Origin of the sequence: Vibrio lentus (genome assembly GCF_030409755.1) — a bacterium.
GTDB lineage: Bacteria > Pseudomonadota > Gammaproteobacteria > Enterobacterales > Vibrionaceae > Vibrio > Vibrio lentus.
Window position 1 is genome coordinate 1,898,535 of the sequence record NZ_JAUFQE010000002.1, and the last position, 23,586, is coordinate 1,922,120.

Here is a 23,586-nt window from a genome sequence, read left to right on the forward strand (position 1 = left end):
TCGCGGAGTAATCTGCAGAGAACTATCTAAGGGCGACTTATTCATAAGTCGCCCTTTTTTTATATCCACAGTTCCGATTAGTTATAATAGATATATTACTCAAAATGGGGTTCAACCTTGAACTTAATCACATTTTTGGGTAGCATTCGCGCACTTATATTTTCGACACTTAGCTATTGCCGCTCTTTTTCATCACTGTTTGGCTACGCAATACACTCGTGTCGGTAAACCCATTTTAAGCATAGCTGAGCAAACATGTTCGAATTCCCACAATTTTCAAAGCACTCTGTAAAAAATGATGTGCTTTCAGGTCTTACAGTAGCCTTAGCTCTGGTACCTGAAGCCGTAGCATTCGCCTTTGTTGCAGGCGTTGACCCAATGGTTGGTCTTTACGCAGCATTCATCGTAGGTTTAATCACTTCTGTCTTCGGCGGTCGTCCAGGTATGATTTCTGGTGCAACTGGCGCAATGGCTGTAGTAATGGTGAGCCTAGTAGCAACCCACGGCGTTCAATACCTCTTTGCGGCAGTTATGCTGGCTGGCCTTCTGCAAATTGCAGCGGGTGTATTCAAGCTAGGTAAATTTATCCGTATCGTTCCGCACCCAGTAATGATTGGTTTCGTGAACGGCTTAGCGATTGTTATCTTCTTAGCACAACTTGGACAATTTAAAGCACCAGACGTAACCGGTGCACTAACTTGGCTACCAAGCGGTCAAATGACACTGATGTTAGGCCTAGTTGCGCTAACAATGGGTATCATCCACTTCCTTCCTAAACTAACAACAGCAGTACCATCTTCACTGGTTGCTATTGTTACGGTAACGGCTTTGGTTGTAGGCCTTGATCTTGAAACTCGTACTGTTGTTGATTTTCTACGCACTATGTCTGGTGACGAAGCTGCGACACTTGCAGGCTCCCTACCAACGTTCTCTATTCCGGCTGTTCCGGTTTCTTTCGAGACGCTACAAATCATCCTGCCATACGCAATTATCCTTGCGGCTATCGGTTTGATTGAGTCTCTACTGACACTAACGGTACTAGACGAAATGACAAACACTCGTGGTCAATCTAACCGTGAATGTGTGGGTCAAGGTATGGCTAACGTAACGTGTTCAGTATTTGGCGCGATGGGTGGTTGTGCGATGATCGGTCAATCGATGATCAACGTAAACTCAGGTGGTCGTGGTCGTCTTTCAGGTATCGTAGCTGCAGTTGCACTACTGATGTTCATCCTGTTCGGCTCTGCGCTTATCGAAATGATTCCTCTAGCAGCGCTAGTGGGTGTTATGTTTATGGTTGTTATCGGTACGTTTGAATGGGCAACCTTCAAACTGGCTCGTCGCGTTCCTAAGCAAGACTTCTTCGTTATCGTTCTTGTAACTGTAGTTACAGTACTAACAGACCTTGCGGTAGCAGTTGGTGTGGGTGTTGTAGCTTCTGCACTAATGTTTGCATGGCAACATGCTAAGCACATCTACGCAGACACATCAGTAAACGCTGAAGGCTCAAAAGAGTACAAAGTTAATGGTCCAATCTTCTTTGGTTCAACCGCTAACTTCCTTGAGTTGTTTGACTCATACAACGATCCACAAGATGTTATCGTTGATTTTGCAAACTCACGCGTTACTGACCACTCAGCAATTGAAGCAATCGACACTATTGCCGATCGTTACGCTGCTCTGGGCAAAACTCTTCATCTTCGTCACCTAAGCCAAGACTGTGTTGCTATGCTGCACAAAGCGGGTAGCTTAGTTGAAGCGAACGTTGCAGAAGACCCAATCTATAAAGTAATGTCTAAGTAATTTTAGCCATCGCTTACCGTTAGATTTAGAAAGGCCGACATTGAATGTCGGCCTTTTTTATACCTGTCATTTTATATCGATTGCGAACATAGATTCGGCGTTAAATAGAGCGCAATATCGCTTCACTAGACTCTTCAATTAAGTCCAAAACCAACTCAAAACCATTCCCTTCGCCATAATACGGATCGGGTATCTCTTGATATTGGGACTCTCCAAAGCTCAAGAATAGCGCAAGCTTGTATTGGAGGTGAGCCGGACACTGGCTCATTAAATCATCCAAATTTGCCTTATCAGCCGCGAGTATTAGGTCAAACTCTTCAAAGTCATTCATCACGACTTTGCGTGACGTAATACCTTTGAAGCTGTAACCACGTTTCTCACCTGCTGACTTTGAACGAGAGTCTGGTGGGTTGCCTTGATGGAAACCAATCGTCCCTGCAGAATCTATAACAACATCCACTTCTAGCTGATTAGCTTTCTTCCTTAATACCGCTTCACCTGTTGGCGAGCGACAAATATTTCCCATGCAAACAACGAGTATCTTCTTCATTCGTAATCACCTGTTCTTCCGATGGTTTTTGCTATGGTTAAGTTAGGCTATGATAGGTGCAATCACAACTTAAAAGGATTTGTTATGTCGACTGAAGACAACAAAGAGCAACGCCACAAAGCAAGGCAACAGAAAGTAAAAGAACAAGTCGATGCACGTATCGCAGCCGCGCAAGAAGTGAAAGGGCTGTTATTGGTTATCACTGGTAATGGTAAAGGTAAATCAACATCAGGATTTGGCACCATCACTCGTGCCGTCGGTCATGGTAAGAAATGTGCGGTCGCTCAGTTTGTGAAAGGAACTTGGGATAACGGCGAAAAGAACGTTCTCCAAAAGCTGGATGTTGAATTCCAAGTCATGGGAACTGGCTTTACATGGGAAACCCAAGACAAAACAAAAGATATTGAAGCCGCACAACGTATCTGGAAAGAATGTCAGCGTATGCTAGCTGATGAGTCCATTGACGTGATTCTGTTTGATGAACTGACCTATATGGTGAGTTACGGCTACATCGAGCTAGATGAGGTGGTAGAGGCTCTCAACAACCGCCCGAAAATGCAATCTGTGATCATTACCGGTCGTGGTGCACACCGCACTCTGACAGAGATGGCGGACACGGTATCTGAAGTTCGTAACGTGAAGCACGCTTTCGAGTCCGGTGTTAAAGCACTACAAGGTGTCGATTGGTAATCGCATTCAACTAGAGATTCCCGACTCGGTCATTCTTCCCTCTCGAGGATGACGACTCTTCAGTGTTACTCCCTCAAATAAAGGACGAGCACCGCTCGTCATTCCCTAGAACGAGGAACGAGTCTCATAGGGAATCTCTTTGCTTACTCAGCCCGGATAATAATCAGCTCCCAAACAAAAGCGCCATTCCTACAACAGGAATGGCGCTTCTTTTATATGCGAGTCAGGTAAAGATTAGTTAAAGAAACCTTTCAACAAACCATCAACCGCTTCTTTAGTCTTCTCGTCTTTGATCTTATCCGTTAGCTTATTCACGCCACGGTCGATCTCTTTCTGTGCTTTTTGTTTCAGCACATCATCAAAAACAAGCGCAAATTTCGGATCAGCCCACTGGCCTGTCACCTTAATAGGAATCGTCACATCTTTCAGATCATCGATGTTCTTACCACCCTGACCTTCTAATGAACCAACAATTGACGTTCTTACTAAGAAGTCGACGGTTTCATTAATGAAGTTTGCTTTGCCTTGGCCAGTAACACGTAGCAGTGGCGACTGTGCAGATAAGTCGTTAGTTGAAACCCAACCCTTATCGACCTTCAGTGTCGCTTTCATTGCGCTGAAGTCAGTCTTTTGAGCCTCATCTTTGCTTTCGACTTTTTCGCCTTTGATCTTCGCGTAGTTTTCTCGAATCAGTTGAGCAACGTTAATACCATTCACCGCGCCATCTTCAAAGTTAATCGCGATGGTTCCAACTAGGTTCTTCTTGATTCCAGTTGGCGTCAGGCTCTTACCCTTAACGTTAACATCGATATTACCGGTACCTTCAAGCATGTCGTTGTTTGCAACATCAACCAGCAGTGGTTGAACCTTCACGCCTTTGATTTTCTTCTTAGCCGTGTAAGTCGCCGGAGTTTTACGAGCGTCTAACTTCGCAGTAGCAGAAATAGAACCTTGGTAAAGATTCGATGTGAATGAGGTTAGCTCTGCGATACCACGGTTTACCGAGAATGCTGCTTTAACGTCCTGCATTTTCGCATTGCTCGCCTTGAACTTATCAATCGTGATGTCACCTTTCACGTCGAGCGTTTTCAGTGCCGAAAGATCCGGTTCAACTTCTTTCGCTGGAGCCGAGCTGCCAGCACTTGAAGTTGAGCCACCAGCTGAACCAGAAGGAGCCGTACTTGCAGTTTCTGTTGCGTTACCTAAACCTAAGAACTCATCTAAATCGATGTTCGGGCTATGAAGAGAAAAACGAACCTTTGGTATTTCAGATAACGTTACGTCGGCTTTACCATCTAACGCGATAGAGTTAGCTTGCAGCTTCTCTAACACAAAGCTCAAGTGGCTCTTAGTTAGATCAAAGCTTAGGTCAGACAACATATCCACTTTCATTGGTGACTGAGGAAGCGTGTCACCTTTGAATGTTGAGTCTAACGTTAGCTTGTTCAATGTTACTTTTGAAATCGCGCTATCGACTGTTAGCTCACCACCACCTTTAAGATCAAGGTCAAGACCAGCCGCATTACCAATCACAGCGTAAGTCAGTTGGTTAACCTTATCGAACTCAAACGTATTCAAGCCAATCTTCGCTGACTCGATCGACGTTGCTGGATCATTGAACTTCGCATTAAGGTCAATATTTCGTAATGCGTAGCTTGCGAAGCCTTCCGCTAATTTGAATTCAGCACTGCCGTTTGCAGAAAATTTCTGTTGGTTGTTTTCACCAGAAGCGGCAAACGTCGCAGTTGTCCATGTATCAACAGCAAACTCAGAAAGATTCAAAGACACATCGTATAGCTTAGTGAATGAACCCGCTTGCTTGTCGTCCATCTCAAACAATGCATTTGAAACAGTTACGCCTGCAAGGTTGATCGTCCAACCAGATGCTTCAGTTGCGCTTTGTTCTTGAGATGCAGGTGCAGATTCAGCATTTGTGTCTGCTACAGGCTCAGATCCTTGAGGCGCTGACGCTTGCGTTAGTGCATCAATGTTCTTGCGACCATCTTTAAGCGTTTCTAAATAGAATTCTGCACCGTCTAGAGTGATGTTGCCAATCTCTAGTTGGTTGCTAAATAGCGGGGTAACCGAAACATCAACACCAACGGTATCAACCTTAAACAGGTTTGGTTGGGTGAATCCTTCAGGGTTACGTAATTCAGTTTGACCAAGTTCGAAGCCAATAGATGGGAAGAATTGCCAGCTGATATCACCCTCGATCACGAGCTCTAGGCCTGTGTGTTTTTGGGCTTGTTCAACAATTAATGGCTTAAATTGGTTAGGGTTCACTAACAGCACTAGTGCCAGAATTGCTGCAACGACAACAAACACTGGTACAGCTATGAAAATGAGTAGTTTCTTCATCCGCATATTCCTTGCTTAGATTCCAAAAGAAAGTGGCACTATAAAAGTGCCACTGATTCGGTAAAAAATAAAGCTAAGTGAGTCACTTAGACAAAAATTTTACTTAATTAAGACTTCAACAACTTCGCAATGTGCGCTTTTAGCACATCAATCGCGATGCGGTTTTTACCACCACGAGGAACGATGATGTCTGCATGTTGTTTTGAAGGCTCGATAAACTGCATGAACATTGGACGTACTGTTTCTTGATATTGCTTAAGTACCGTGTCCATTGTACGACCACGCTCTTCTACATCACGCTTAACACGGCGTAGTAGACAGATGTCTAACGGTGTATCCATAAACACGCTTGCGTGCATTAGTTTACGAAGACGCGGGTCTGTTAGAAGCAGAATACCTTCTAAAATGATCACTTTCTTAGGTGTAAGTGTAGTCGTTTCAGAAGTACGTGTGTGCTCTGTATAGCTGTATTCAGGAACTTCTACCGCATTGCCACTCATTAGCTGCTGTAGGTGTTCACATAATAGATCATGATCCAGTGCATTTGGGTGATCGTAGTTAGTTTTAACACGCTCTTCCATACTCAAGTGGCTTTGGTCGCTGTAGTAGCAATCTTCCGTGATAACACCAATTTGATGGTCGCCTACTTTCTCGCGCAACTCATTATAAATTGTACTAGCAATCAGACTTTTTCCTGATGCTGAAGCGCCAGCGATACCTACGATGACACATTGATTATTATCAGACATTAATTTTGCACCCGATATGGTTTGGTGGTGGGAAGAGATAAACCGCCTGATTATAGGGGCTAAACAATATAGATTCTAGTCGCCATTCTTGCTAATTACAGTCAAATTGATGTTATCTATACATTAAATGAATATAATCGTTTGCTTTCGAATCACTAACGTACAACTATTTGCACAAACCCAATGACTATCTAACCAAATCCAAAAGCTATTTATCTCACCCAAATATTATTTATACGGCTTTAAGGCTGATCTACTCTAATCAACCATAGAAAAGTTAATCGCTTCCGGTCTTGCTTTTCCCGTCCAGAACATCTTCGCAGCCACATTTTCAGCCAATTCAAGGTAGTGACGAGTATGTTCGCTGTCCGGACGACGTATAACGGTTGGGCAGCCCGCATCGATGTCTTCTCGCACATCAATATGCAGTGGAATCTGCGCCAAAATATCAAGGAAGAACTCCTCCGACATAGCTTCTGCACCACCAGCACCGAAGATATGCTCTTTTTCACCACAGTGGCTACAGATATGGTAGCTCATGTTTTCCACTAAACCTGCAACTGGCACGCTCACTTTATCGAACATCGCCACGCCTTTACGTGCATCGGCTAAAGCCAAATCTTGAGGTGTCGTCACGACTACCGCGCCGGTTACTGGGATCTGCTGTGAAAGCGTTAGCTGAATATCACCCGTACCCGGTGGCATGTCGATAACAAGGTAATCCAATTCAGGCCAAACCGTTTCGTTCACGAGCTGACCTAATGCTTTCGCCGCCATTGGACCACGCCAGATTGCCGCATCATCTTTTGACACAAGGTAACCGATAGAATGAGTAAAAATGCCATGAGCTTCGATTGGCATCATCCATTTGTTATTCTGTACTTCTGGTTTTGCGTCTAGTTGACCAAGCATCATAGGCACAGATGGACCATAGATATCCGCATCCAACAAGCCCACTTTTGAACCTGACTTAGATAACGCAAGCGCAAGGTTTACAGAGGTTGTGGATTTACCTACCCCACCCTTTGCCGACGTCACGGCGATAATGTTCTTAACGCCCTTCAAAGGTGTCGCGACTGTTGTTTCTAGCGCAGACGGCTTCACTTTTACTTCAAATTGGAAAGCACTCACAAGCTTTTGCTCAATCTGGGCATTAATCCAATCTTCAAGATCAACAGCAAGCTGATTGGCAGCAAAAGGCAAGGTAATAACAAATGATCCACGCGGATCAACCGATACAATATTTTGGTGTAGCGCCCACTCTGGTATGAGGATTGGTGACTCGAACTCATTCAACCATGAACAGAAATCTTGCTTAGAAGTAAAGTTACGCATTGGGGCTCCTTTTTTTATTTATGCTATCACCCACGAGATGAAGACTGAACCCCTAAAAAACTAGGGGAATCCTTTGTCTGATACCTTGGCGTATCACACGTTATAAAGTAGTATTACCTCTCAAAATTTATACCTATCAAAAAAGCGAATTATTAAGTATGGCAACTGATCCAAGACAACTTTTGGTAACTTGTGCGCTTCCGTACGCTAACGGCTCTATTCACCTTGGCCATATGCTTGAGCATATCCAAGCTGATATCTGGGTTCGATACCAGCGTCTACGTGGCAACACTGTAAACTTCATCTGTGCTGACGATGCTCACGGCACGCCAATTATGCTTAAAGCTCAACAGATGGGTATCACACCAGAAGAGATGATCGCTGCTGTTAGTGAAGAGCATCAAAAAGACTTCGCTGGCTTTGATATCAGCTTTGATAACTACCACAGCACACATAGTGAAGAGAACCGTGAACTGGCTTCTCATATCTACCTTGAGCTTAAAAAGAACGGTTTCATCTCTAGCCGTACTATTTCTCAGCTTTTCGATCCTGAGAAAGAGATGTTTCTTCCAGACCGTTTTGTAAAAGGTACTTGCCCTAAGTGTAAGTCAGAAGACCAATACGGTGATAACTGTGATAACTGTGGTGAGACATACAGCCCAACTGAACTGATTAATCCAAAATCAGCAGTTTCTGGCGCAACTCCAGTAATGAAAGACTCTGAGCACTTCTTCTTCGACCTACCTCAGTTCGAAAGCATGCTTAAGGAGTGGACTCGTTCTGGCTCTCTACAGAATGAAACTGCAAACAAAATGCAGGAGTGGTTTGAGTCTGGCCTGCAACAGTGGGATATCTCACGTGATGCGCCTTACTTCGGCTTCGAAATCCCAGGCGAAAAAGACAAGTTCTTCTACGTGTGGCTAGATGCGCCAGTTGGCTACATGGCTTCTTTCAAGAACCTATGTGACAAGCGTGACGATCTAAACTTCGACGAATACTGGAAGAAAGATAGCACAACTGAGCTTTACCACTTCATCGGTAAAGACATTGTGTACTTCCACTCTCTATTCTGGCCTGCAATGCTAGAAGGTTCTGGTTTCCGTAAGCCAAACAACGTATTCGTACACGGCTACGTAACCGTAAACGGCGCTAAGATGTCTAAGTCGAAAGGCACATTCATCAAAGCAAGCACGTACCTAAACCACCTAGATCCTGAGTGTCTACGTTACTACTACGCTGCTAAGCTAAACAGCCGTATCGATGATTTAGACCTTAACCTTGAAGACTTCACTCAACGTGTAAACGCTGACGTAGTAAATAAGATTGTTAACTTGGCTTCTCGTAACGCAGGCTTCATCACTAAGCGTTTCGAAGGCAAGCTTTCTGCTGAATTTGCAGAACCAGAGCTTTATAACGAATTCGTAGCAGCAGCTGAGCGTATCGGTCAACTGTACGAAACTCGTGAGTTTAGCCGCGCTATTCGTGAAGTAACGGCACTAGCAGACAAAGCTAACCAATACATCGACGAAAAAGCACCTTGGGTTCTTGCAAAAGAAGAAGGTAAAGAGAAAGAGCTTCAAGAAGTTTCTTCTGTAGGTATTAACCTATTCCGCGTACTCATGGCTTACCTGAAACCCGTAATGCCAGAGCTAGCCGCTCGCACTGAAGCTTTCCTAAACGAAGAGCTAACGTGGGAAGCGATTGCTACCCCGCTAACTGATCACGAAATCACTAAGTTCAAGGCGCTATTTAGCCGTATTGATCCGAAGAAAGTCGAAGCAATGATCGAGTCTTCTAAAGAAGATGCAGCCGCTGAAGCAGCAGCAAAAGAAAAAGCGGAAGCAGAAAAAGAGCAAGCAAGCCAAACTGAACTAGACAAAGAACCAATCGCAGATGAGATTGAGTTCGATGCCTTTGCAGCAGTCGATATGCGTATAGCTCGTATCATCTCTTGTGAAGAAGTACCAAAAGCGAACAAACTACTGAAATTCCAACTGGACATCGGTGGTGAGACTCGCCAAGTATTCTCTGGTATCAAGTCAGCGTACAAACCTGAAGAGCTAGAAGGCAAGCTAACTGTCATGGTAGCAAACCTTAAACCTCGTAAGATGAAGTTTGGTATGTCTGAAGGCATGATCCTAGCTGCTGGCCCTGGTGGCAGTGACTTATGGATCCTTGAACCACACGAAGGTGCTCAACCAGGTATGCGTGTAATGTAATGCCGGTTTAGCCACTTAAAAATCCCCATAACAGCCATGTTATGGGGATTTTTTATATCTATGGAAAACAAGCGTTCTCTGTTAGAGTCGCCTTCAACTATGCTATGTAGAGTAAAATGTGCTTTATCAAATCCAATATATTTGATTGGAGCCATATTCACTCCCAGATACCTTTTTAGGACTACCCTGTGACTAACAATGAAATCTTGCGTCGTATTCAACACGCACTAAACCTTAAAAATGCACAAATCATCAAAGCTATTGAACAAGCTGACGTTATCGTTGCTCACGATAAAGTGATTAACTGGCTGAAAGAAGATAACGACAAGTCATGCGCAACGATGAAAGACAAAGAGTTAGCGGTATTCCTAAATGGTTTCATCAACCTGAAGCGTGGCAAGAAAGAAGGTGAGCAGCCAAAACCTGAAGTTGCACTAACGAACAACATGATTTTCATGAAGCTGCGCATCGCGCTAAACATGAAAGCTGAAGATGTGCTTGATGTACTAGAAGTTGTTGGTGTGAGCTTAAGTAAATACGAGATCGGTGCTTACTTCCGCAAGCCAGAAAATAAGAACTACAAAGTGTGTGAAGACCAATTACTTTGTGATTACTTAAATGGTGTTCAGTTTACTAACCGCCCAGACTCAGAAGAGTTTGCAGGGTAAGTGACTGCCTATTGATAAGTTGTCACTAACTATCAATAAATAAAAAGCGGCGAGATAATTTGATTATCTCGCCGCTTTTTGTTTTCTTTACGTCGTTTACTTAACAAGCAAACTTAACAGTACTTTGATGAAAAGACTTAGCTGTCATCTTCAGTAAAGTTTGTTGGTAACGTTGTTTTCATCTCGTTCCAAATCTGTGCGCTTGCGATACCGTAATTACGAATCACAAGTGGTAGGTTTTCACGCTCACCACTTTCACAAATAACAAACAAGTCTTTGTAGAACTCCATGGCTAAACGACGAGCTTCCGGGTTAGAGAAGTAGTAGCTGCCAACACGGTCGTAGAGCTTACGAACACCGTTAAAAATCAGTCCGTAGATTTGGTTACCTGAATGGAATGCTAAACGTTGGAAAAGCATGTAATCGTAGAAGTTAAACGTTTTAGCAATTAAGATCGTTTGACGCTTCGCTTCATCTTTTTCTACGTCTTCTTTCACTGACTGTTTGATCTTGTCAGCATACGGAGAAGACTCTAGGAATTCATCCCATGTCGGTGCCGCAAGTAAAGCTTCACAAGATTCAATCACGTTAGTAATCGTACGCTCAGACGCTTCTTTATTTGCTTTGAAAGCATAACGCATAAAGATAGGACTGATATTGGTACGTGCAGCAAGCAAGTCTTCTACCATTTTACTTGCGTTATCAACATCCAACGTCATTAACGTATCAAGAATATGAAGGCCTGAGGTTTCCATAAACTGGTTAACTTTTGTTGGCTTGCCGTGTTGGATCGTCAACCAACCATCACGAGCAAGACGTTGTAGTACTTCACGAAGCGTAGTACGTGTAACACCAATCAGTTCAGAAAGCTCACGCTCTGCGGGCAAGATAGAACCTGGAGGGAAACGGCCATTCCAAATACTTTCAATGATATACTTTTCTGCAAATCCTGCCGGGCTCTTCGCCTTAATGACCATCTACACTTCAATCCAATTTAATTATTATGTTCTAATTTACTCATCATACCACTAGTCTTACCTAGCTGAAATACCCCCAAAAACTTTACTCACCCAAATATAACAATAGAGCTAAAGCTCTAAAGTTAAGCACACGTTTACACTTAGAGTTTGGAAAGCAAGTGACTATAAACCACCATTACAACAACTTATTAACACAATAAAATCCGTTAAAAATCAATGGCATTGGTCATATTTACAAGGTAATTAAAATGCAATATTAAGTTGTAATAATCACACATAAACAGTCTTTATTATGTTGATTTCAATCATTTCGCTGAAATATTGATTCTAGTCGGTTTTTATCACATTTTAAGTGGTATGCTTGCGCTACTTTGATCGCGTTTCTCAACAAAAAAGAGGTATTTTTAGTGCTACAGGGCTTTTCCTGTTGACTAAATGTTATCTAAGAGTAGAGTTGCGCTCAAAAATAAGCAGTGCTTGAGTTTCTAAGGGAGTGACTTGGCAAGACCACAGAACATTACATGGAATGTAGTTTTTCTAAGTCACTGTTAGTTATAGTTTTTAATCAATTTTATAGCTCGATTCTCAAAATGTTGTATTGCTTGTCTATTCATAATCAACATAAAAGAGTATTAACATGCCGATGTCTCTCGGAAACGCTTTTATCAAGAACTTCCTTGGTAAAGCTCCTGATTGGTATAAACTTGCCATCATTTCCTTTTTAATCATCAACCCGTTTGTTTTTTTCCTAGTTGACCCATTTGTTGCGGGCTGGCTGTTAGTGGTTGAGTTTATTTTCACTCTAGCTATGGCTCTCAAATGCTACCCTCTTCAACCAGGTGGTCTATTAGCTATTCAAGCAGTCGCCATTGGCATGACCAAACCAGAAATGGTTTATCACGAACTGCAAGCAAACCTTCCTGTATTACTCTTGCTCGTATTCATGGTTGCTGGCATTTACTTCATGAAAGAACTGCTTTTGTTCATTTTCACGAAGATCTTGCTTGGCATCCAATCTAAAGTCTTACTCTCTGTTGCTTTCTGTGTTGCTGCTGCTTTCTTATCAGCATTCCTAGACGCACTAACAGTAATCGCCGTAGTTATTAGCGTTGCGGTCGGCTTCTACTCTATTTATCACAAGGTTGCATCAGGCAAAGGTACAACGTCTGCGCACGATCATACGCATGATGAAGAGATCTCTGAGCTAACTCGTGATGACTTAGAAAACTACCGTGCTTTCCTACGTTCATTGCTTATGCACGCCGGTGTTGGTACAGCACTGGGTGGTGTAATGACCATGGTAGGTGAACCACAAAACTTGGTAATTGCTAAACAAGCAGGTTGGGAATTCGGTGAATTTATCATCCGAATGCTGCCTGTAACGCTGCCTGTTTTTTTCTGCGGTATTTTAACTTGTGCACTTGTCGAGAAATTCAAAGTATTTGGCTACGGTGCAGAACTGCCAAATAACGTTCGCCAAATCTTAGTTGAATTTGACAACAAAGAACGCGCAAACCGTACAAAACAAGACGTAGCAAAACTATGGGTTCAAAGTGCAATCGCAGTTTGGCTTATTGTTGGCCTTGCGCTTCACGTCGCTGAAGTCGGTTTGATTGGCCTTTCAGTTATCATTTTAGCAACGGCATTTACTGGTGTAATTGAAGAACACTCGATGGGTAAAGCCTTTGAAGAAGCGCTACCATTTACTGCTCTTCTTGCTGTCTTTTTCGCAGTCGTTGCTGTAATCATCGACCAGGGACTATTTAAGCCAGTGATCGACGCAGTACTTCACGTTGAAGATAAGGGCGCACAGCTCGCACTCTTCTACGTAGCCAACGGTATCTTGTCGATGGTTTCAGATAACGTGTTCGTAGGTACGGTTTACATCAACGAAGTGAAAACTGCACTGGTTGAAGGCATCATCACTCGTGACCAATTTGACCTACTTGCTGTTGCTATCAACACAGGTACTAACCTACCTTCTGTTGCTACGCCAAACGGCCAAGCTGCATTCCTATTCTTATTAACATCGGCACTTGCCCCGTTAATTCGACTGTCTTACGGCCGCATGGTTATCATGGCTTTGCCATACACTATCGTACTGGCTCTTGTTGGCCTTGCTGGTATCGTGTTCTTTGTTGAACCGATGACAGCCTGGTTCTACGATGCAGGTTGGATCATTCAGCGCACAGGTGAAGCCGTTGCTCCATTGGTTTCTGGTGGTCACTAATCTGATTTTGTGTTGCGAAACACAATAAGTGTATCTAACTAATCAAAAATATTAGTTGATTAGGAAACTTATCCAAGATAAAAAGCTCTGAGTATTCAGAGCTTTTTTATTTTATAGACGGGATTAAATTCGTGAACTTTTTTGCAATGCTCAAAGACTTCTCTAAGGGACGTTTATCTTGGCTTTTACTGCTGGCTTTCATACTATTTTTTGAAGCGTGTGCCCTTTTCTTCCAGCACGTAATGATGCTTGGCCCTTGCGTGATGTGTATCTACGAGCGCGTTGCCATGCTTGCTATCGGTGTCGCGGCAATGATTGGCGCTATAGCCCCAAATAACCCGATATCACGTTGGCTAGGCCTTGCTGGTTGGGGATTTGGCGCGTACAAGGGTTTGACGCTGGCTTTAGAGCACGTCGATTACCAGTTCAACCCGTCTCCTTTTGCAACCTGTGACTTATTCGTGACCTTCCCTAGTTGGGCGCCACTAAACAAATGGGTTCCGTGGATGTTTGAAGCTTACGGAGACTGCAGCAAGGTTGTGTGGCAGTTCTTAGAGCTTTCTATGCCTCAATGGCTAGTGATTATCTTCGCGGGTAACTTGGTTGCTTTCGGCTTTATTGTTGTGTCTCAATTCGTTAAATCAAAGAATGACTAACAATTAGCTCATCATGTGCAGAAACGAAAAAGTCGACCAACAGGTCGACTTTTTATTGCTTAAGCTTTTATCACTTAAAGAGAATCTGATGCTCATTCAAGCTTAATCTATCAACAAGTCTCGATTAGCTGTTTTTGCCGCAACATTGCTTGAATTTCTTGCCACTCTCACACGGACATAGATCGTTTCGACCAATATCTTTAAATGGGTTCACGCTTTGTGACTTATTACCCAACATGGCTTCATCTGCCGCAAGTGCCACTTCAGAAATCATCAAATCAATCTGACCAACCAAGTCAGCAAGCGATGGCGGATTCTGAAGGCCAGCAGCGACCATTTGTTGTTGGGTTTGTTCTTCGTCGATCGCCAACATCAATGTAGTTAGCAGCGCTTGTAGCATACGTAGCGTACCATCCGCCACGGTCACACTTTGCCACTGCTCCTCAATCGTAGGCCAAACCATCATAAAGCCTTCCGCGAAATCAGCGAATTGTTCGTTAAAGTCACCTTCCGCAAACACATCGGCTAGTAAGTATTCACTACGCTGAATCAGGTTGTGTTGACGGTTAATTTGTTCCGTCACGATTGTTACCAGCTCTTTGCCCGCTTCAGGCGCGACGATAGCCAGCCATTCTTCAGGATCTAATGGTTTAGTCGCTAGGTTAGACGCAAGGATTGCACCTTCAATAAACTGCGGTGTAATGTCTGTAACTTGTTCTGGTAGGCTTAATAATTGATATGTCATGAAAGCTCGAGTGTTTTAAATCATTTTGTCCATTATAGCGTTATCAAACCCAGCATGTCGCCACTAACCGCTCAAGTAAACATGACAACAGGAGCCCCACTCTCGTAGTGACAATCCTGTGAGCAAACCGTACAATCACGCCTCTTAATTTTTGGTCCACTCAGTTTCGGTAAAAAAACAGCATGCGAGTAATACTTGGCCCTATGGAGGGCGTCCTTGATCATCTAATGCGCGAAATTCTTACAGAGATTAATGACTATGATCTCTGTGTCACTGAATTCGTGCGTATCGTTGATCAACTTCTTCCCCCGCATGTTTTCCACCGTATTTGCCCTGAATTACATCAAGGCTCTCAAACCATGGCAGGTGTACCTATCCACCTGCAGCTTCTTGGACAACACCCAAATTGGATGGCTGAGAATGCCTTCCAGGCGGCCAGCTTAGGCGCTAAAGGGATCGATATTAACTTTGGGTGTCCTGCTAAAGCAGTAAACAAAAGTAATGGTGGAGCGTCCCTGTTAAAAGAGCCAGAGCTCATCTATCAAGTAGTGAAAGCTTGCCGAGAAGCGGTCCCTGCGCACATTCCCGTGTCTGCAAAAATTCGATTAGGTTGGGAACACCCTGAAGAATGTTTTGAAATTGTCGACGCGATCGAGCAAGCAAAAGCTGACGAACTTACCGTGCATGCGCGAACCAAAGTTGGCGGCTACAAAGCCAGTGAAATCAAATGGGATTACATCAACCAAATAAGAGAGAAGACCTCTCTGCCGTTGATTGCGAATGGGGAAATTTGGAACTATCAAGATGGCCAAGATTGTATTGAGGCAACGGGTGTCGATTCATTAATGGTCTGCCGCGGCGCTTTTAATATTCCAAACCTTGGTAATGTCGTTAAGCACAACCACCAGAAAATGCCGTGGGATAGAGTGATCGCACTTTTACTGCGCTATTCAGAGTTTCAAATTAAAGGGGATAAAGGCATGTACTACCCCAATAGAGTGAAACAATGGTTTGTCTATTTAAGTAAAGGCTACCCTGAAGCGAACGAACTGTTTAAAGAAATTCGTACTTTCAAGAAAGCGCCGCCTATCGTAGAGCGCCTACAACGCTATCAAGAAGAGCATTTCCACTCAGCTTAATATGTCTTAGCCAGGGAGAGTCATCAACCCCTCTCCTCCTTTAAAGCGCAAGATTTGAGTAACGTGGTTAAAACTCGATTCGGTCTTTACCGGTCGTCTTAGCCACGTACAGTTTTTCATCGGCGTACTTAAATATCTCTTCAAAGTCGAGTTTGCTTTGCTCCGTTTCAACAATGCACACGCCGCCAGATACCGTGAAGCCATTAGGGATGATATCCTCAGATTTAGAGCAAACCGCGCTTTTTACACGCTGCAATGTTCTGATTAATGTTTCTCGATCATCCCCTTTCAGATAGACAACGAACTCTTCACCACCAAATCTCGCAGCAACATCACTACTTCGAATGCTATTACTTATCTGGCGCGACATGTAACGGATGACATCGTCGCCTTTATCGTGGCCGAAGGTGTCATTTATCGACTTGAAATCATCGATATCAAATACCGTTAAAGCAAACAACTGATCATGTTCTACGCTGCGCCAAAACGCTTCTAAACCACGTCGATTCAGTAGCCCGGTCATTGGGTCTTTGGCTGCAAGATCTTTGAAATAACCGCGTTCAATATTGGAATTAACGTAAAAAAAGATGGTTACAGAGAATAGATACACAATGATAGCGACAATAAGGCTGTCTTTTTCATAAACGAAAAAGTGTCGAGCCTCATCAACCAAATTCAATTCGTAGTACATAGCATGATGAGATGCTACGCCCTCTAGCTCAATTTTATGATAGAAAGCGGCGGAATCTCTTGGGCTAGTTAAGGTAGTATCAATAATATCGATTCGACCGGCTAAGTGTTCATTAGCAATAGCAAGTAGTTTTCCAGCGTCAATATCAACCGATAACATCCCTTGATGTTCGCCTTTATGAAAGACAGGGATCGTCATGCTGATCATACGGTCAAGAGAATCAAACCGATATGCAGGACCAGATAAAGTCAACAGATCAGGGTTGTTGGCGGTTTTTTGCCAATATGGACGGCTTTTGATGGTCGAAAGTAATTCCTTTCCTAACCCTTTGGCAAAATCTTCCGGTGACGAAATAACGTACCCACGTTTATCAATAAAGTGGACACCATCGTGGTATTCATCAAGTTGGGAGAGAAATGAGAGAATAGGTGCTAGAGCTATTTTCTCCGAAGCACTTTTATAGGTACTACTTGTTTCTGTACATAAAGACTCTTCACCGACCAGCATGTAGTCAATATCAACAGAAGGGATATCGGTAGTTTTGCCTTCGGCAAGAAGCAGGCTATCAATTGGCCAAATTTGGCATAGGCCATCAACCACCTGTTTGTTGTGGTCAAGGAAAAGAGGGTTACCTGATTTGTAATAGTTTGAGAAACTATAATCTAGCGCGGTAACGATCTTAGTCGTTCGTTTAAAAACTTCTTCGATACGTTGAAATTCATTGCTGATATCTTTCTCTACCGAGTCAAAATGGTTCTTTGCAATCAAGCTAAGTAACATCGCTGCGATCACAGCAGGGAAACCAAAAACAAAGGTAAGGCTAAAGTGCCTGTTAACTTTCATATCATGTGCTCTTAGCGCTTAGCTATTTTCATTTACCCCATTAATATTATGACATTAATCGCCGGCTCTCTCGATGTAAAATAATGTAAATTCATATTAACAGCATAGCTTACGGCCAAATAACCGATTCGGAGTGAACTAAATAACCACTTATAAAAGAACAAATTAGAGAAATACGACCATTATGTTGAGTTAATTTACTAATTTCTATCAACTGTTTTAATACTGTTAACAAGATTATTTATATGCAACCTATGTTCATCATTCTAGTTATTACTAACGGCTAACAATCGCACGATCGATCACAGACTGAGGAAGGGTTACGCCCAGTTCACGAGCCGCATCCAAATTGATGACAAGCTGTGAGCTCTTCGCTGTTTTCACATTCAACTTTCCAGGCTTTTGTCCCTCAAGTATTGCCGCTACATAATCAGCAGTTTGAACACCTACGTCATAATAATCTAGACCTAAACCTGCAATGGCGCCCTTCCCTACATAAGACGTTGCCCCAGCTACGACTGGGGTACCTGATTGGTTTGCTGCTTGAATCAGATCTTCAATACCACTTGCTACTGTGTTGTCGGTCAGCGCGTAGATAACATCTGATTTTTTAGCGATAGATTCAGCTTTTGATTCCACATCATCGATAGTCAGTGCTGTTGCGGTATAAAGTTTGAGTCCATTCGCTCGCGCAGCTTTCTTCAATAACTTTATCAATGCCACCGCATTGGCTTCTGCAGGGTTGTAGACAACACCAATGGAACTCGCTTTAGGGAGCAGTTCTTTGATCAACGAAACGTGTTGCGACACAGGAGAGAGATCAGAAAGGCCGGTCACGTTTTTTCCGGGGTTGTTGAGTTGTTTGACAAGCCTTGCACCGATCGGGTCGGTCACAGCGGTAAATACAATTGGAATAGATCGGGTCGCGGAGACCAATGCTTGCGAGGTAGGCGTGGCTATACCAACTAATACGTGAGGATTTTCGCTAGCCAACTCTCTTGCTATTTTTGCGGCTTGCGCTGGACTACCATCGGCCATCTCATACGAGAACTCTAGATTTTTTCCTGGCTCATAACCTTTCGCTCTTAACCCTTCAAGAAGCCCCAAACGTGTCGCGTTCAGATCAGGATGGTCTACAACTTGTGAGACCGAGACTTTGGCAATATTTGCCATCGCGCTGCCAGTCCATAGCAACAAAAAACAGCTGAAACCAGCCGTTAATACTCTTCTTACAGAACCCATTAATATTCCCTTCATCAAGCTCTCGTTGTTATTGCTCGATCTAAAGAGACAACATCAAATTCACTATTGACACTTTTACCAGTAACTATTGATAAGTTGAAGTGATATTTAACAAAAACACAACAAGGCTCGAAATATGTGAGGAAAGGTAAGTTTGCTTAAGTTATTAGGTAAGCAATGAAGTGAATAACGAGAGATAAGTGAGATGAATAATGAAGATCAAAAGGAACGAATCTGAGAACAAGCCAACATCGATGTGTAACTGTCCTCAGACGATAGGGAAAGACAAGATATTCTTAGAACCAACGTTCCATTGAAGATTTATCTAACTGGCGGAAAGCGCGATTTAAAATGATCGCCAATTCTTTATAACGAGGGCGTGGCTTCATTGGTTCCAATGCAAAACCCGTTTCGCTGATCTTCTCATGTAATTCTCGATACCAAGAAACCAATGCTGGCGGTAATTGAGTGTTCGAACGGTTACCTAACCACCACATGCCTTGAAGTGGCAAGCTGATCGCAAACAACGCCATAACAACAGCTTGTGGCATCGCATGATAATTATTGAAGACCATTTGTGTAAGAATACTAATAGCGGCTATCGCTGGCATCACTTTCACACCAAAACGCGTGGCTTTAATGATGCGCTGTTCAGGGAAGATAGCGTTTAACTCTTTTCGAACAGGCCAGAGATCCATGTACTTTTGGCCATCTTTTAAACTGCTCGCTAAACTAACTCTATTACTCATATGAGTCTCCCATTAAAAAAAAGTTGAAATCATCAACTAAAAACACAAAAATTTGACGAAAAATAATATTCTTTCAAATTTTTTTGTTATATTTGCACAATATCGCTATTATTTGCAGACCTCAATCTCATTGTTGCCCTTATTTACAATTTAAGCAACTTTGGGACGACTTCTGCAAGGAATGCAAAAGCCTCTTTTTCTGAAAAAAGTGCGCTTTCACTTTAATACGGAAATTAACGTTTTTTTGACCAAGGTTAGTACGCAAGCCTATGTGCTTCGACTATTCTTGAGATTAATTTTCATCCTTAACTGATTTCGATCAGAAAAATAAACAGGTAGTCATTAATGTCTAAGCTAGTTTTAGTTTTAAACTGTGGTAGTTCTTCTCTTAAATTTGCTGTTGTTGATGCAGAAACAGGTGCTGAGCACCTAACTGGTCTTGCTGAGTGTCTTGGTCTTCCAGAAGCTCGTATGAAGTGGAAACTTGATGGCAAGCACGAAGCACAACTAGGCGCGGGCGCAGCTCACGTAGAAGCACTATCTTTCATGGTAGAAACTATTCTTGCTTCTAAGCCTGAGCTTAAAGCTAACCTTGGCGCTATCGGTCACCGTATCGTACACGGTGGCGAGCAGTTCACTTCTTCTGCACTTATCACTGATGAAGTACTTAAGGGTATTCAAGACGCTGCAACTTTTGCACCTCTTCACAACCCAGCTCACCTTATCGGTATCGAAGCGGCTCAACAGAACTTCCCTGGCCTACAAAACGTTGCTGTATTTGACACTGCGTTCCACCAAACAATGCCTTCTGAGTCTTACCTATACGCTCTACCGTACAACCTGTACAAAGAGCACGGCATCCGTCGTTACGGCATGCACGGTACTTCTCACCTGTTCATTACTCGTGAAGTAGCTGGTCTACTAAACAAGCCAGTTGAAGAAGTTAACATCATCAACTGTCACCTAGGTAACGGCGCATCTGTATGTGCTATCAAGAACGGTCAATCTGTAGATACTTCTATGGGTCTTACTCCTCTTGAAGGTCTAGTAATGGGTACTCGTTGTGGTGACCTAGATCCTGCGATCATCTTCCACCTACACGACGCTCTTGGTTACTCTGTTGAAGAAATCAACAACATGCTAACTAAAGAGTCTGGCCTAGCTGGTCTAACTGAAGTGACTTCTGACTGTCGTTTCGTTGAAGACAACTACGGTGAGAAAGAAGAAGCAACTCGTGCAATGGACGTGTTCTGTCACCGTCTAGCTAAGTACGTTGCTGGTTACACTGCAACTCTAGAAGGTCGTCTAGACGCAATCACTTTCACTGGCGGCATCGGCGAGAACTCTGGCCCAATCCGTGAAATGGTTCTTAACCGCCTAGGCATCTTCGGCATCGAAGTTGACGGTGAAGCTAACCTTAAAGCTCGTTTCGGCGGCGAAGGTACTATCACTACAGCTAACAGCCGTATCCCTGCAATGGTTATCTCTACTAATGAAGAGCTAGTAATTGCTGAAGACACTGCGAAACTAGCAGGTCTTTAATTGATTTTTCTGACTAGCTTCACTCGAAGCTAGTCAGTTTTTCATACTACGAAAATGGGGCTCAACTTCTATTCCTACCCCAATTTAAATGTCGGTAGGAACAGAAGTTGAGCTTTTTTTATTTCCAATAGTCAAAGGTGTTCGTCAATGTCCCGTACTATTATGCTTATCCCTACAAGCGCTGGTGTTGGTCTTACTAGTGTTAGCATGGGTGTTCTTCGCGCTATGGAGCGTAAGGGCGTAAGTGTTTCTTTCTACAAGCCAATCGCTCAACCTCGCAGCGGTGGTAACCAACCTGATTTAACGTCTACTATCATCAGCGCAAACAGCGACATTAAGATTGGTGAGCCAATCGCAATGACTAAAGCTGAAGCTTTGATCGGTAGCGAAAAAATGGACGAGCTTCTTGAGTCTGTTGTTGAGCAATACAACAAGATCAACAAGGACGCAGAAGTAACGCTAATCGAAGGTCTAGTACCTACTCGTAAGCACCCATTTGCTAACCAAGTGAACGCGGAAATCGCTAAAACACTAGGCGCAGAGATCGTTTTCGTTGCGACTCCGGGTACATACAACCCTATTCAGCTTAAAGAGCACATCGAAGTAGCATGTTCTAACTTCGGCGGCACTAAAAACAAGAACATCTCAGGCGTTATTATTAACAAACTGAATGCACCTGTTGATGAAGCTGGCCGTACTCGCCCTGACCTTTCTGAAATCTTCGATGATGCAGATAGCGCTCAACAAGCGAACCTTGAAGTAATGCAAATCTTCAACTCTAGCCCTATCCGTGTTCTTGGCTGTGTGCCATGGAGCATCGACCTAATCGCAACTCGTGCGGTTGATATGGCTAAACACCTTAACGCTGAAATCGTTAACGAAGGTGAAATCTCAACGCGTCGTATTAAGAGCATCACTTTCTGTGCACGTTCTCTACCGCACATGATTGAGCACTTCAAACCAGGTTCACTGCTAGTAACTTCTGCAGACCGTCCTGACGTTATCGTTGCTGCGGCTCTTGCTGCGAAGAATGGTGTTGAAATTGGCGCAATCCTACTGACTGGCGGTTACGACATTCCAGAAAGCATTGCTAACCTTTGTGCGCCAGCATTCGCTTCAGGTCTACCGATCTTCAAGGCTCAAGGTAACACTTGGCAGACGTCTCTTAACCTACAGAGCTTCAACCTAGAAGTACCTGCAGACGATAAAGAGCGTATCGAGTTCGTTAACGATCACGTTGCTAGCCACATCGATGGCCCTTGGATTGATTCTCTATCTGAAGGTACTCAAGGCATTCGTCGTCTAAGCCCACCAGCATTCCGTTACCAGTTAACTGAATTTGCTCGTAAAGCGGCTAAGCGTATCGTTCTTCCTGAAGGTGATGAACCACGTACTGTTAAAGCAGCTTCTATCTGTGCTGAACGCGGTATCGCAACTTGTGTGCTTCTTGGTAACCCAGACGAAATCCGTCGTGTTGCTGCACAACAAGGTGTTGAACTAGGCGCTGGCGTTGAGATCATCGATTCTGCATCTGTTCGCGAAAACTACGTAGCTCGTCTAGTAGAACTTCGTGGCGCTAAAGGTATGACTGAAGTTGTTGCTCGTGAGAAGCTAGAAGATTCAGTATTCCTAGGTACTATGATGCTTGAAGCTGGCGAAGTTGACGGCCTAGTTTCTGGTGCTGTTCACACAACGGCGAACACAATCGTTCCTCCGTTCCAGATCATCAAGACTGCACCTGATGCTTCTATCGTATCTTCAATTTTCTTCATGCTTCTGCCTGATCAAGTACTTGTATACGGTGACTGTGCGATCAACCCTGATCCAACAGCTGAGCAACTTGCTGAAATCGCTATCCAATCTGCTGACTCTGCAGCGGCATTTGGTATCGACCCACGCGTTGCTATGATCTCTTACTCTACTGGTGAATCTGGTAAAGGTGCAGACGTAGATAAAGTACGTGAAGCAACCAAACTTGCTCAAGCGAAACGTCCTGATCTAGTGATCGACGGTCCTCTTCAGTACGACGCAGCAATCATGGAAAACGTTGCCGCTTCTAAAGCGCCTAACTCTCCAGTTGCAGGTAAAGCGACAGTATTCGTATTCCCAGACCTAAACACAGGTAACACGACTTACAAAGCTGTACAGCGTTCAGCAGACCTAGTATCTATCGGTCCAATGCTTCAAGGTATGCGCAAGCCAGTAAATGACTTGTCTCGTGGCGCTCTAGTAGACGATATCGTTTACACAGTAGCTCTAACGGCTATCCAAGCAGACCAAGCGGCTCAAGCTGAAGAAAAAGTGATTAACTAATTTTTCTTTTGTAGAAAGCAAAAAACCCTAGATTCTTATCTAGGGTTTTTTTATGTCTAATGCTTAAAGTTATTTGATGAT

18 protein-coding genes are annotated in these 23,586 nt (G+C 43.5%); 9 read left to right on the top strand and 9 right to left on the bottom strand.

Features of this window, described 5'->3' with window-relative positions:
- The first annotated feature begins 255 nt into the window (after positions 1–255).
- A complete protein-coding gene (locus QWZ07_RS16840) occupies positions 256–1,803 on the top strand; it encodes a SulP family inorganic anion transporter (RefSeq protein ID WP_017107291.1) in 1,548 nt (515 codons plus the stop codon).
- 100 nt (positions 1,804–1,903) lie between these two features.
- Here QWZ07_RS16840 and QWZ07_RS16845 read toward each other — a convergent pair whose 3' ends face one another.
- Positions 1,904–2,353: a low molecular weight protein-tyrosine-phosphatase gene (locus QWZ07_RS16845; protein WP_017111093.1), complete on the bottom strand. Its 450-nt coding sequence runs from the start codon at positions 2,351–2,353 to the stop codon at positions 1,904–1,906.
- An 84-nt stretch (positions 2,354–2,437) separates the two neighbouring features.
- Here QWZ07_RS16845 and cobO point away from each other — a divergent pair, with 84 nt between their 5' ends.
- Entirely contained in the window at positions 2,438–3,043 is a 606-nt protein-coding gene (cobO, locus tag QWZ07_RS16850; RefSeq protein WP_029223569.1) for a cob(I)yrinic acid a,c-diamide adenosyltransferase, read from the top strand.
- 234 nt (positions 3,044–3,277) lie between these two features.
- Here cobO and QWZ07_RS16855 read toward each other — a convergent pair whose 3' ends face one another.
- The 3 genes from QWZ07_RS16855 to apbC all read right to left on the bottom strand — a co-directional run bounded on the left by QWZ07_RS16855 (position 3,278) and on the right by apbC (position 7,488).
- Entirely contained in the window at positions 3,278–5,404 is a 2,127-nt protein-coding gene (locus QWZ07_RS16855; RefSeq protein ID WP_192853686.1) for an AsmA family protein, read from the bottom strand.
- 107 nt (positions 5,405–5,511) lie between these two features.
- Positions 5,512–6,153, bottom strand: coding sequence for a uridine kinase (udk, locus tag QWZ07_RS16860; protein WP_004734002.1), 642 nt, complete (start codon positions 6,151–6,153; stop codon positions 5,512–5,514).
- Positions 6,154–6,411: 258 nt separating this feature from the next.
- Positions 6,412–7,488, bottom strand: coding sequence for an iron-sulfur cluster carrier protein ApbC (apbC, locus tag QWZ07_RS16865; protein ID WP_017111096.1), 1,077 nt, complete (start codon positions 7,486–7,488; stop codon positions 6,412–6,414).
- A 158-nt stretch (positions 7,489–7,646) separates the two neighbouring features.
- Between apbC and metG the strand changes: the two genes are divergently transcribed.
- A complete protein-coding gene (metG, locus tag QWZ07_RS16870; RefSeq protein WP_017111097.1) occupies positions 7,647–9,707 on the top strand; it encodes a methionine--tRNA ligase in 2,061 nt (686 codons plus the stop codon).
- Positions 9,708–9,895: 188 nt separating this feature from the next.
- Complete coding sequence (locus QWZ07_RS16875; protein ID WP_192853685.1) at positions 9,896–10,375, top strand: YehS family protein; 480 nt, start codon at positions 9,896–9,898, stop codon at positions 10,373–10,375.
- Positions 10,376–10,512: 137 nt separating this feature from the next.
- On the opposite strand, the gene fadR is transcribed toward QWZ07_RS16875, so the two are convergent.
- Positions 10,513–11,352 carry a fatty acid metabolism transcriptional regulator FadR gene (gene fadR, locus QWZ07_RS16880; protein WP_065111011.1) on the bottom strand — a complete coding sequence of 280 codons (840 nt, stop codon included), beginning with the start codon at positions 11,350–11,352 and terminating at the stop codon, positions 10,513–10,515.
- Positions 11,353–11,992: 640 nt separating this feature from the next.
- Between fadR and nhaB the strand changes: the two genes are divergently transcribed.
- Positions 11,993–13,585: a Na(+)/H(+) antiporter NhaB gene (gene nhaB, locus QWZ07_RS16885; protein ID WP_192853684.1), complete on the top strand. Its 1,593-nt coding sequence runs from the start codon at positions 11,993–11,995 to the stop codon at positions 13,583–13,585.
- A gap of 146 nt (positions 13,586–13,731) precedes the next feature.
- A complete protein-coding gene (dsbB, locus tag QWZ07_RS16890; protein ID WP_065111288.1) occupies positions 13,732–14,241 on the top strand; it encodes a disulfide bond formation protein DsbB in 510 nt (169 codons plus the stop codon).
- A 124-nt stretch (positions 14,242–14,365) separates the two neighbouring features.
- On the opposite strand, the gene QWZ07_RS16895 is transcribed toward dsbB, so the two are convergent.
- A complete protein-coding gene (locus tag QWZ07_RS16895) occupies positions 14,366–14,986 on the bottom strand; it encodes a YecA family protein (RefSeq protein WP_017111100.1) in 621 nt (206 codons plus the stop codon).
- 182 nt (positions 14,987–15,168) lie between these two features.
- Between QWZ07_RS16895 and dusC the strand changes: the two genes are divergently transcribed.
- Positions 15,169–16,125, top strand: coding sequence for a tRNA dihydrouridine(16) synthase DusC (gene dusC, locus QWZ07_RS16900; RefSeq protein WP_017107304.1), 957 nt, complete (start codon positions 15,169–15,171; stop codon positions 16,123–16,125).
- Positions 16,126–16,192: 67 nt separating this feature from the next.
- Here dusC and QWZ07_RS16905 read toward each other — a convergent pair whose 3' ends face one another.
- From QWZ07_RS16905 to yfbV, 3 genes are all read right to left on the bottom strand, one after another.
- The gene (locus QWZ07_RS16905; protein WP_192853682.1) at positions 16,193–17,659 is read right to left on the bottom strand and encodes a GGDEF domain-containing protein; all 1,467 of its coding nucleotides are present in this window, start codon (positions 17,657–17,659) and stop codon (positions 16,193–16,195) included.
- Positions 17,660–17,935: 276 nt separating this feature from the next.
- A complete protein-coding gene (locus QWZ07_RS16910) occupies positions 17,936–18,901 on the bottom strand; it encodes an ABC transporter substrate binding protein (protein WP_065111006.1) in 966 nt (321 codons plus the stop codon).
- Positions 18,902–19,197: 296 nt separating this feature from the next.
- Positions 19,198–19,650 (bottom strand): terminus macrodomain insulation protein YfbV, encoded by a 453-nt coding sequence (gene yfbV, locus QWZ07_RS16915; protein ID WP_192853681.1) that lies wholly within the window; start codon positions 19,648–19,650, stop codon positions 19,198–19,200.
- 345 nt (positions 19,651–19,995) lie between these two features.
- Between yfbV and QWZ07_RS16920 the strand changes: the two genes are divergently transcribed.
- Both QWZ07_RS16920 and pta read left to right on the top strand, forming a co-directional pair.
- A complete protein-coding gene (locus QWZ07_RS16920; protein WP_017107306.1) occupies positions 19,996–21,192 on the top strand; it encodes an acetate kinase in 1,197 nt (398 codons plus the stop codon).
- A 147-nt stretch (positions 21,193–21,339) separates the two neighbouring features.
- Positions 21,340–23,505: a phosphate acetyltransferase gene (gene pta / locus QWZ07_RS16925; RefSeq protein WP_017088569.1), complete on the top strand. Its 2,166-nt coding sequence runs from the start codon at positions 21,340–21,342 to the stop codon at positions 23,503–23,505.
- The last annotated feature ends 81 nt before the right edge of the window (positions 23,506–23,586 follow it).

What these genes read in the sequence shown, in the direction of transcription:
- pta (WP_017088569.1), top strand. Translation starts at nt 21,340, where the DNA reads ATGTCCCGTACTATTATGCTTATCCCTACAAGCGCTGGTGTTGGTCTT.
- QWZ07_RS16845 (WP_017111093.1), bottom strand. Translation starts at nt 2,353, where the DNA reads ATGAAGAAGATACTCGTTGTTTGCATGGGAAATATTTGTCGCTCGCCA.
- dsbB (WP_065111288.1), top strand. Translation starts at nt 13,732, where the DNA reads ATGCTCAAAGACTTCTCTAAGGGACGTTTATCTTGGCTTTTACTGCTG.
- QWZ07_RS16905 (WP_192853682.1), bottom strand. Translation starts at nt 17,659, where the DNA reads ATGAAAGTTAACAGGCACTTTAGCCTTACCTTTGTTTTTGGTTTCCCT.
- metG (WP_017111097.1), top strand. Translation starts at nt 7,647, where the DNA reads ATGGCAACTGATCCAAGACAACTTTTGGTAACTTGTGCGCTTCCGTAC.
- yfbV (WP_192853681.1), bottom strand. Translation starts at nt 19,650, where the DNA reads ATGAGTAATAGAGTTAGTTTAGCGAGCAGTTTAAAAGATGGCCAAAAG.
- fadR (WP_065111011.1), bottom strand. Translation starts at nt 11,352, where the DNA reads ATGGTCATTAAGGCGAAGAGCCCGGCAGGATTTGCAGAAAAGTATATC.
- QWZ07_RS16855 (WP_192853686.1), bottom strand. Translation starts at nt 5,404, where the DNA reads ATGAAGAAACTACTCATTTTCATAGCTGTACCAGTGTTTGTTGTCGTT.
- QWZ07_RS16910 (WP_065111006.1), bottom strand. Translation starts at nt 18,901, where the DNA reads ATGGGTTCTGTAAGAAGAGTATTAACGGCTGGTTTCAGCTGTTTTTTG.
- nhaB (WP_192853684.1), top strand. Translation starts at nt 11,993, where the DNA reads ATGCCGATGTCTCTCGGAAACGCTTTTATCAAGAACTTCCTTGGTAAA.
- QWZ07_RS16920 (WP_017107306.1), top strand. Translation starts at nt 19,996, where the DNA reads ATGTCTAAGCTAGTTTTAGTTTTAAACTGTGGTAGTTCTTCTCTTAAA.
- dusC (WP_017107304.1), top strand. Translation starts at nt 15,169, where the DNA reads ATGCGAGTAATACTTGGCCCTATGGAGGGCGTCCTTGATCATCTAATG.
- udk (WP_004734002.1), bottom strand. Translation starts at nt 6,153, where the DNA reads ATGTCTGATAATAATCAATGTGTCATCGTAGGTATCGCTGGCGCTTCA.
- apbC (WP_017111096.1), bottom strand. Translation starts at nt 7,488, where the DNA reads ATGCGTAACTTTACTTCTAAGCAAGATTTCTGTTCATGGTTGAATGAG.
- QWZ07_RS16895 (WP_017111100.1), bottom strand. Translation starts at nt 14,986, where the DNA reads ATGACATATCAATTATTAAGCCTACCAGAACAAGTTACAGACATTACA.
- cobO (WP_029223569.1), top strand. Translation starts at nt 2,438, where the DNA reads ATGTCGACTGAAGACAACAAAGAGCAACGCCACAAAGCAAGGCAACAG.
- QWZ07_RS16840 (WP_017107291.1), top strand. Translation starts at nt 256, where the DNA reads ATGTTCGAATTCCCACAATTTTCAAAGCACTCTGTAAAAAATGATGTG.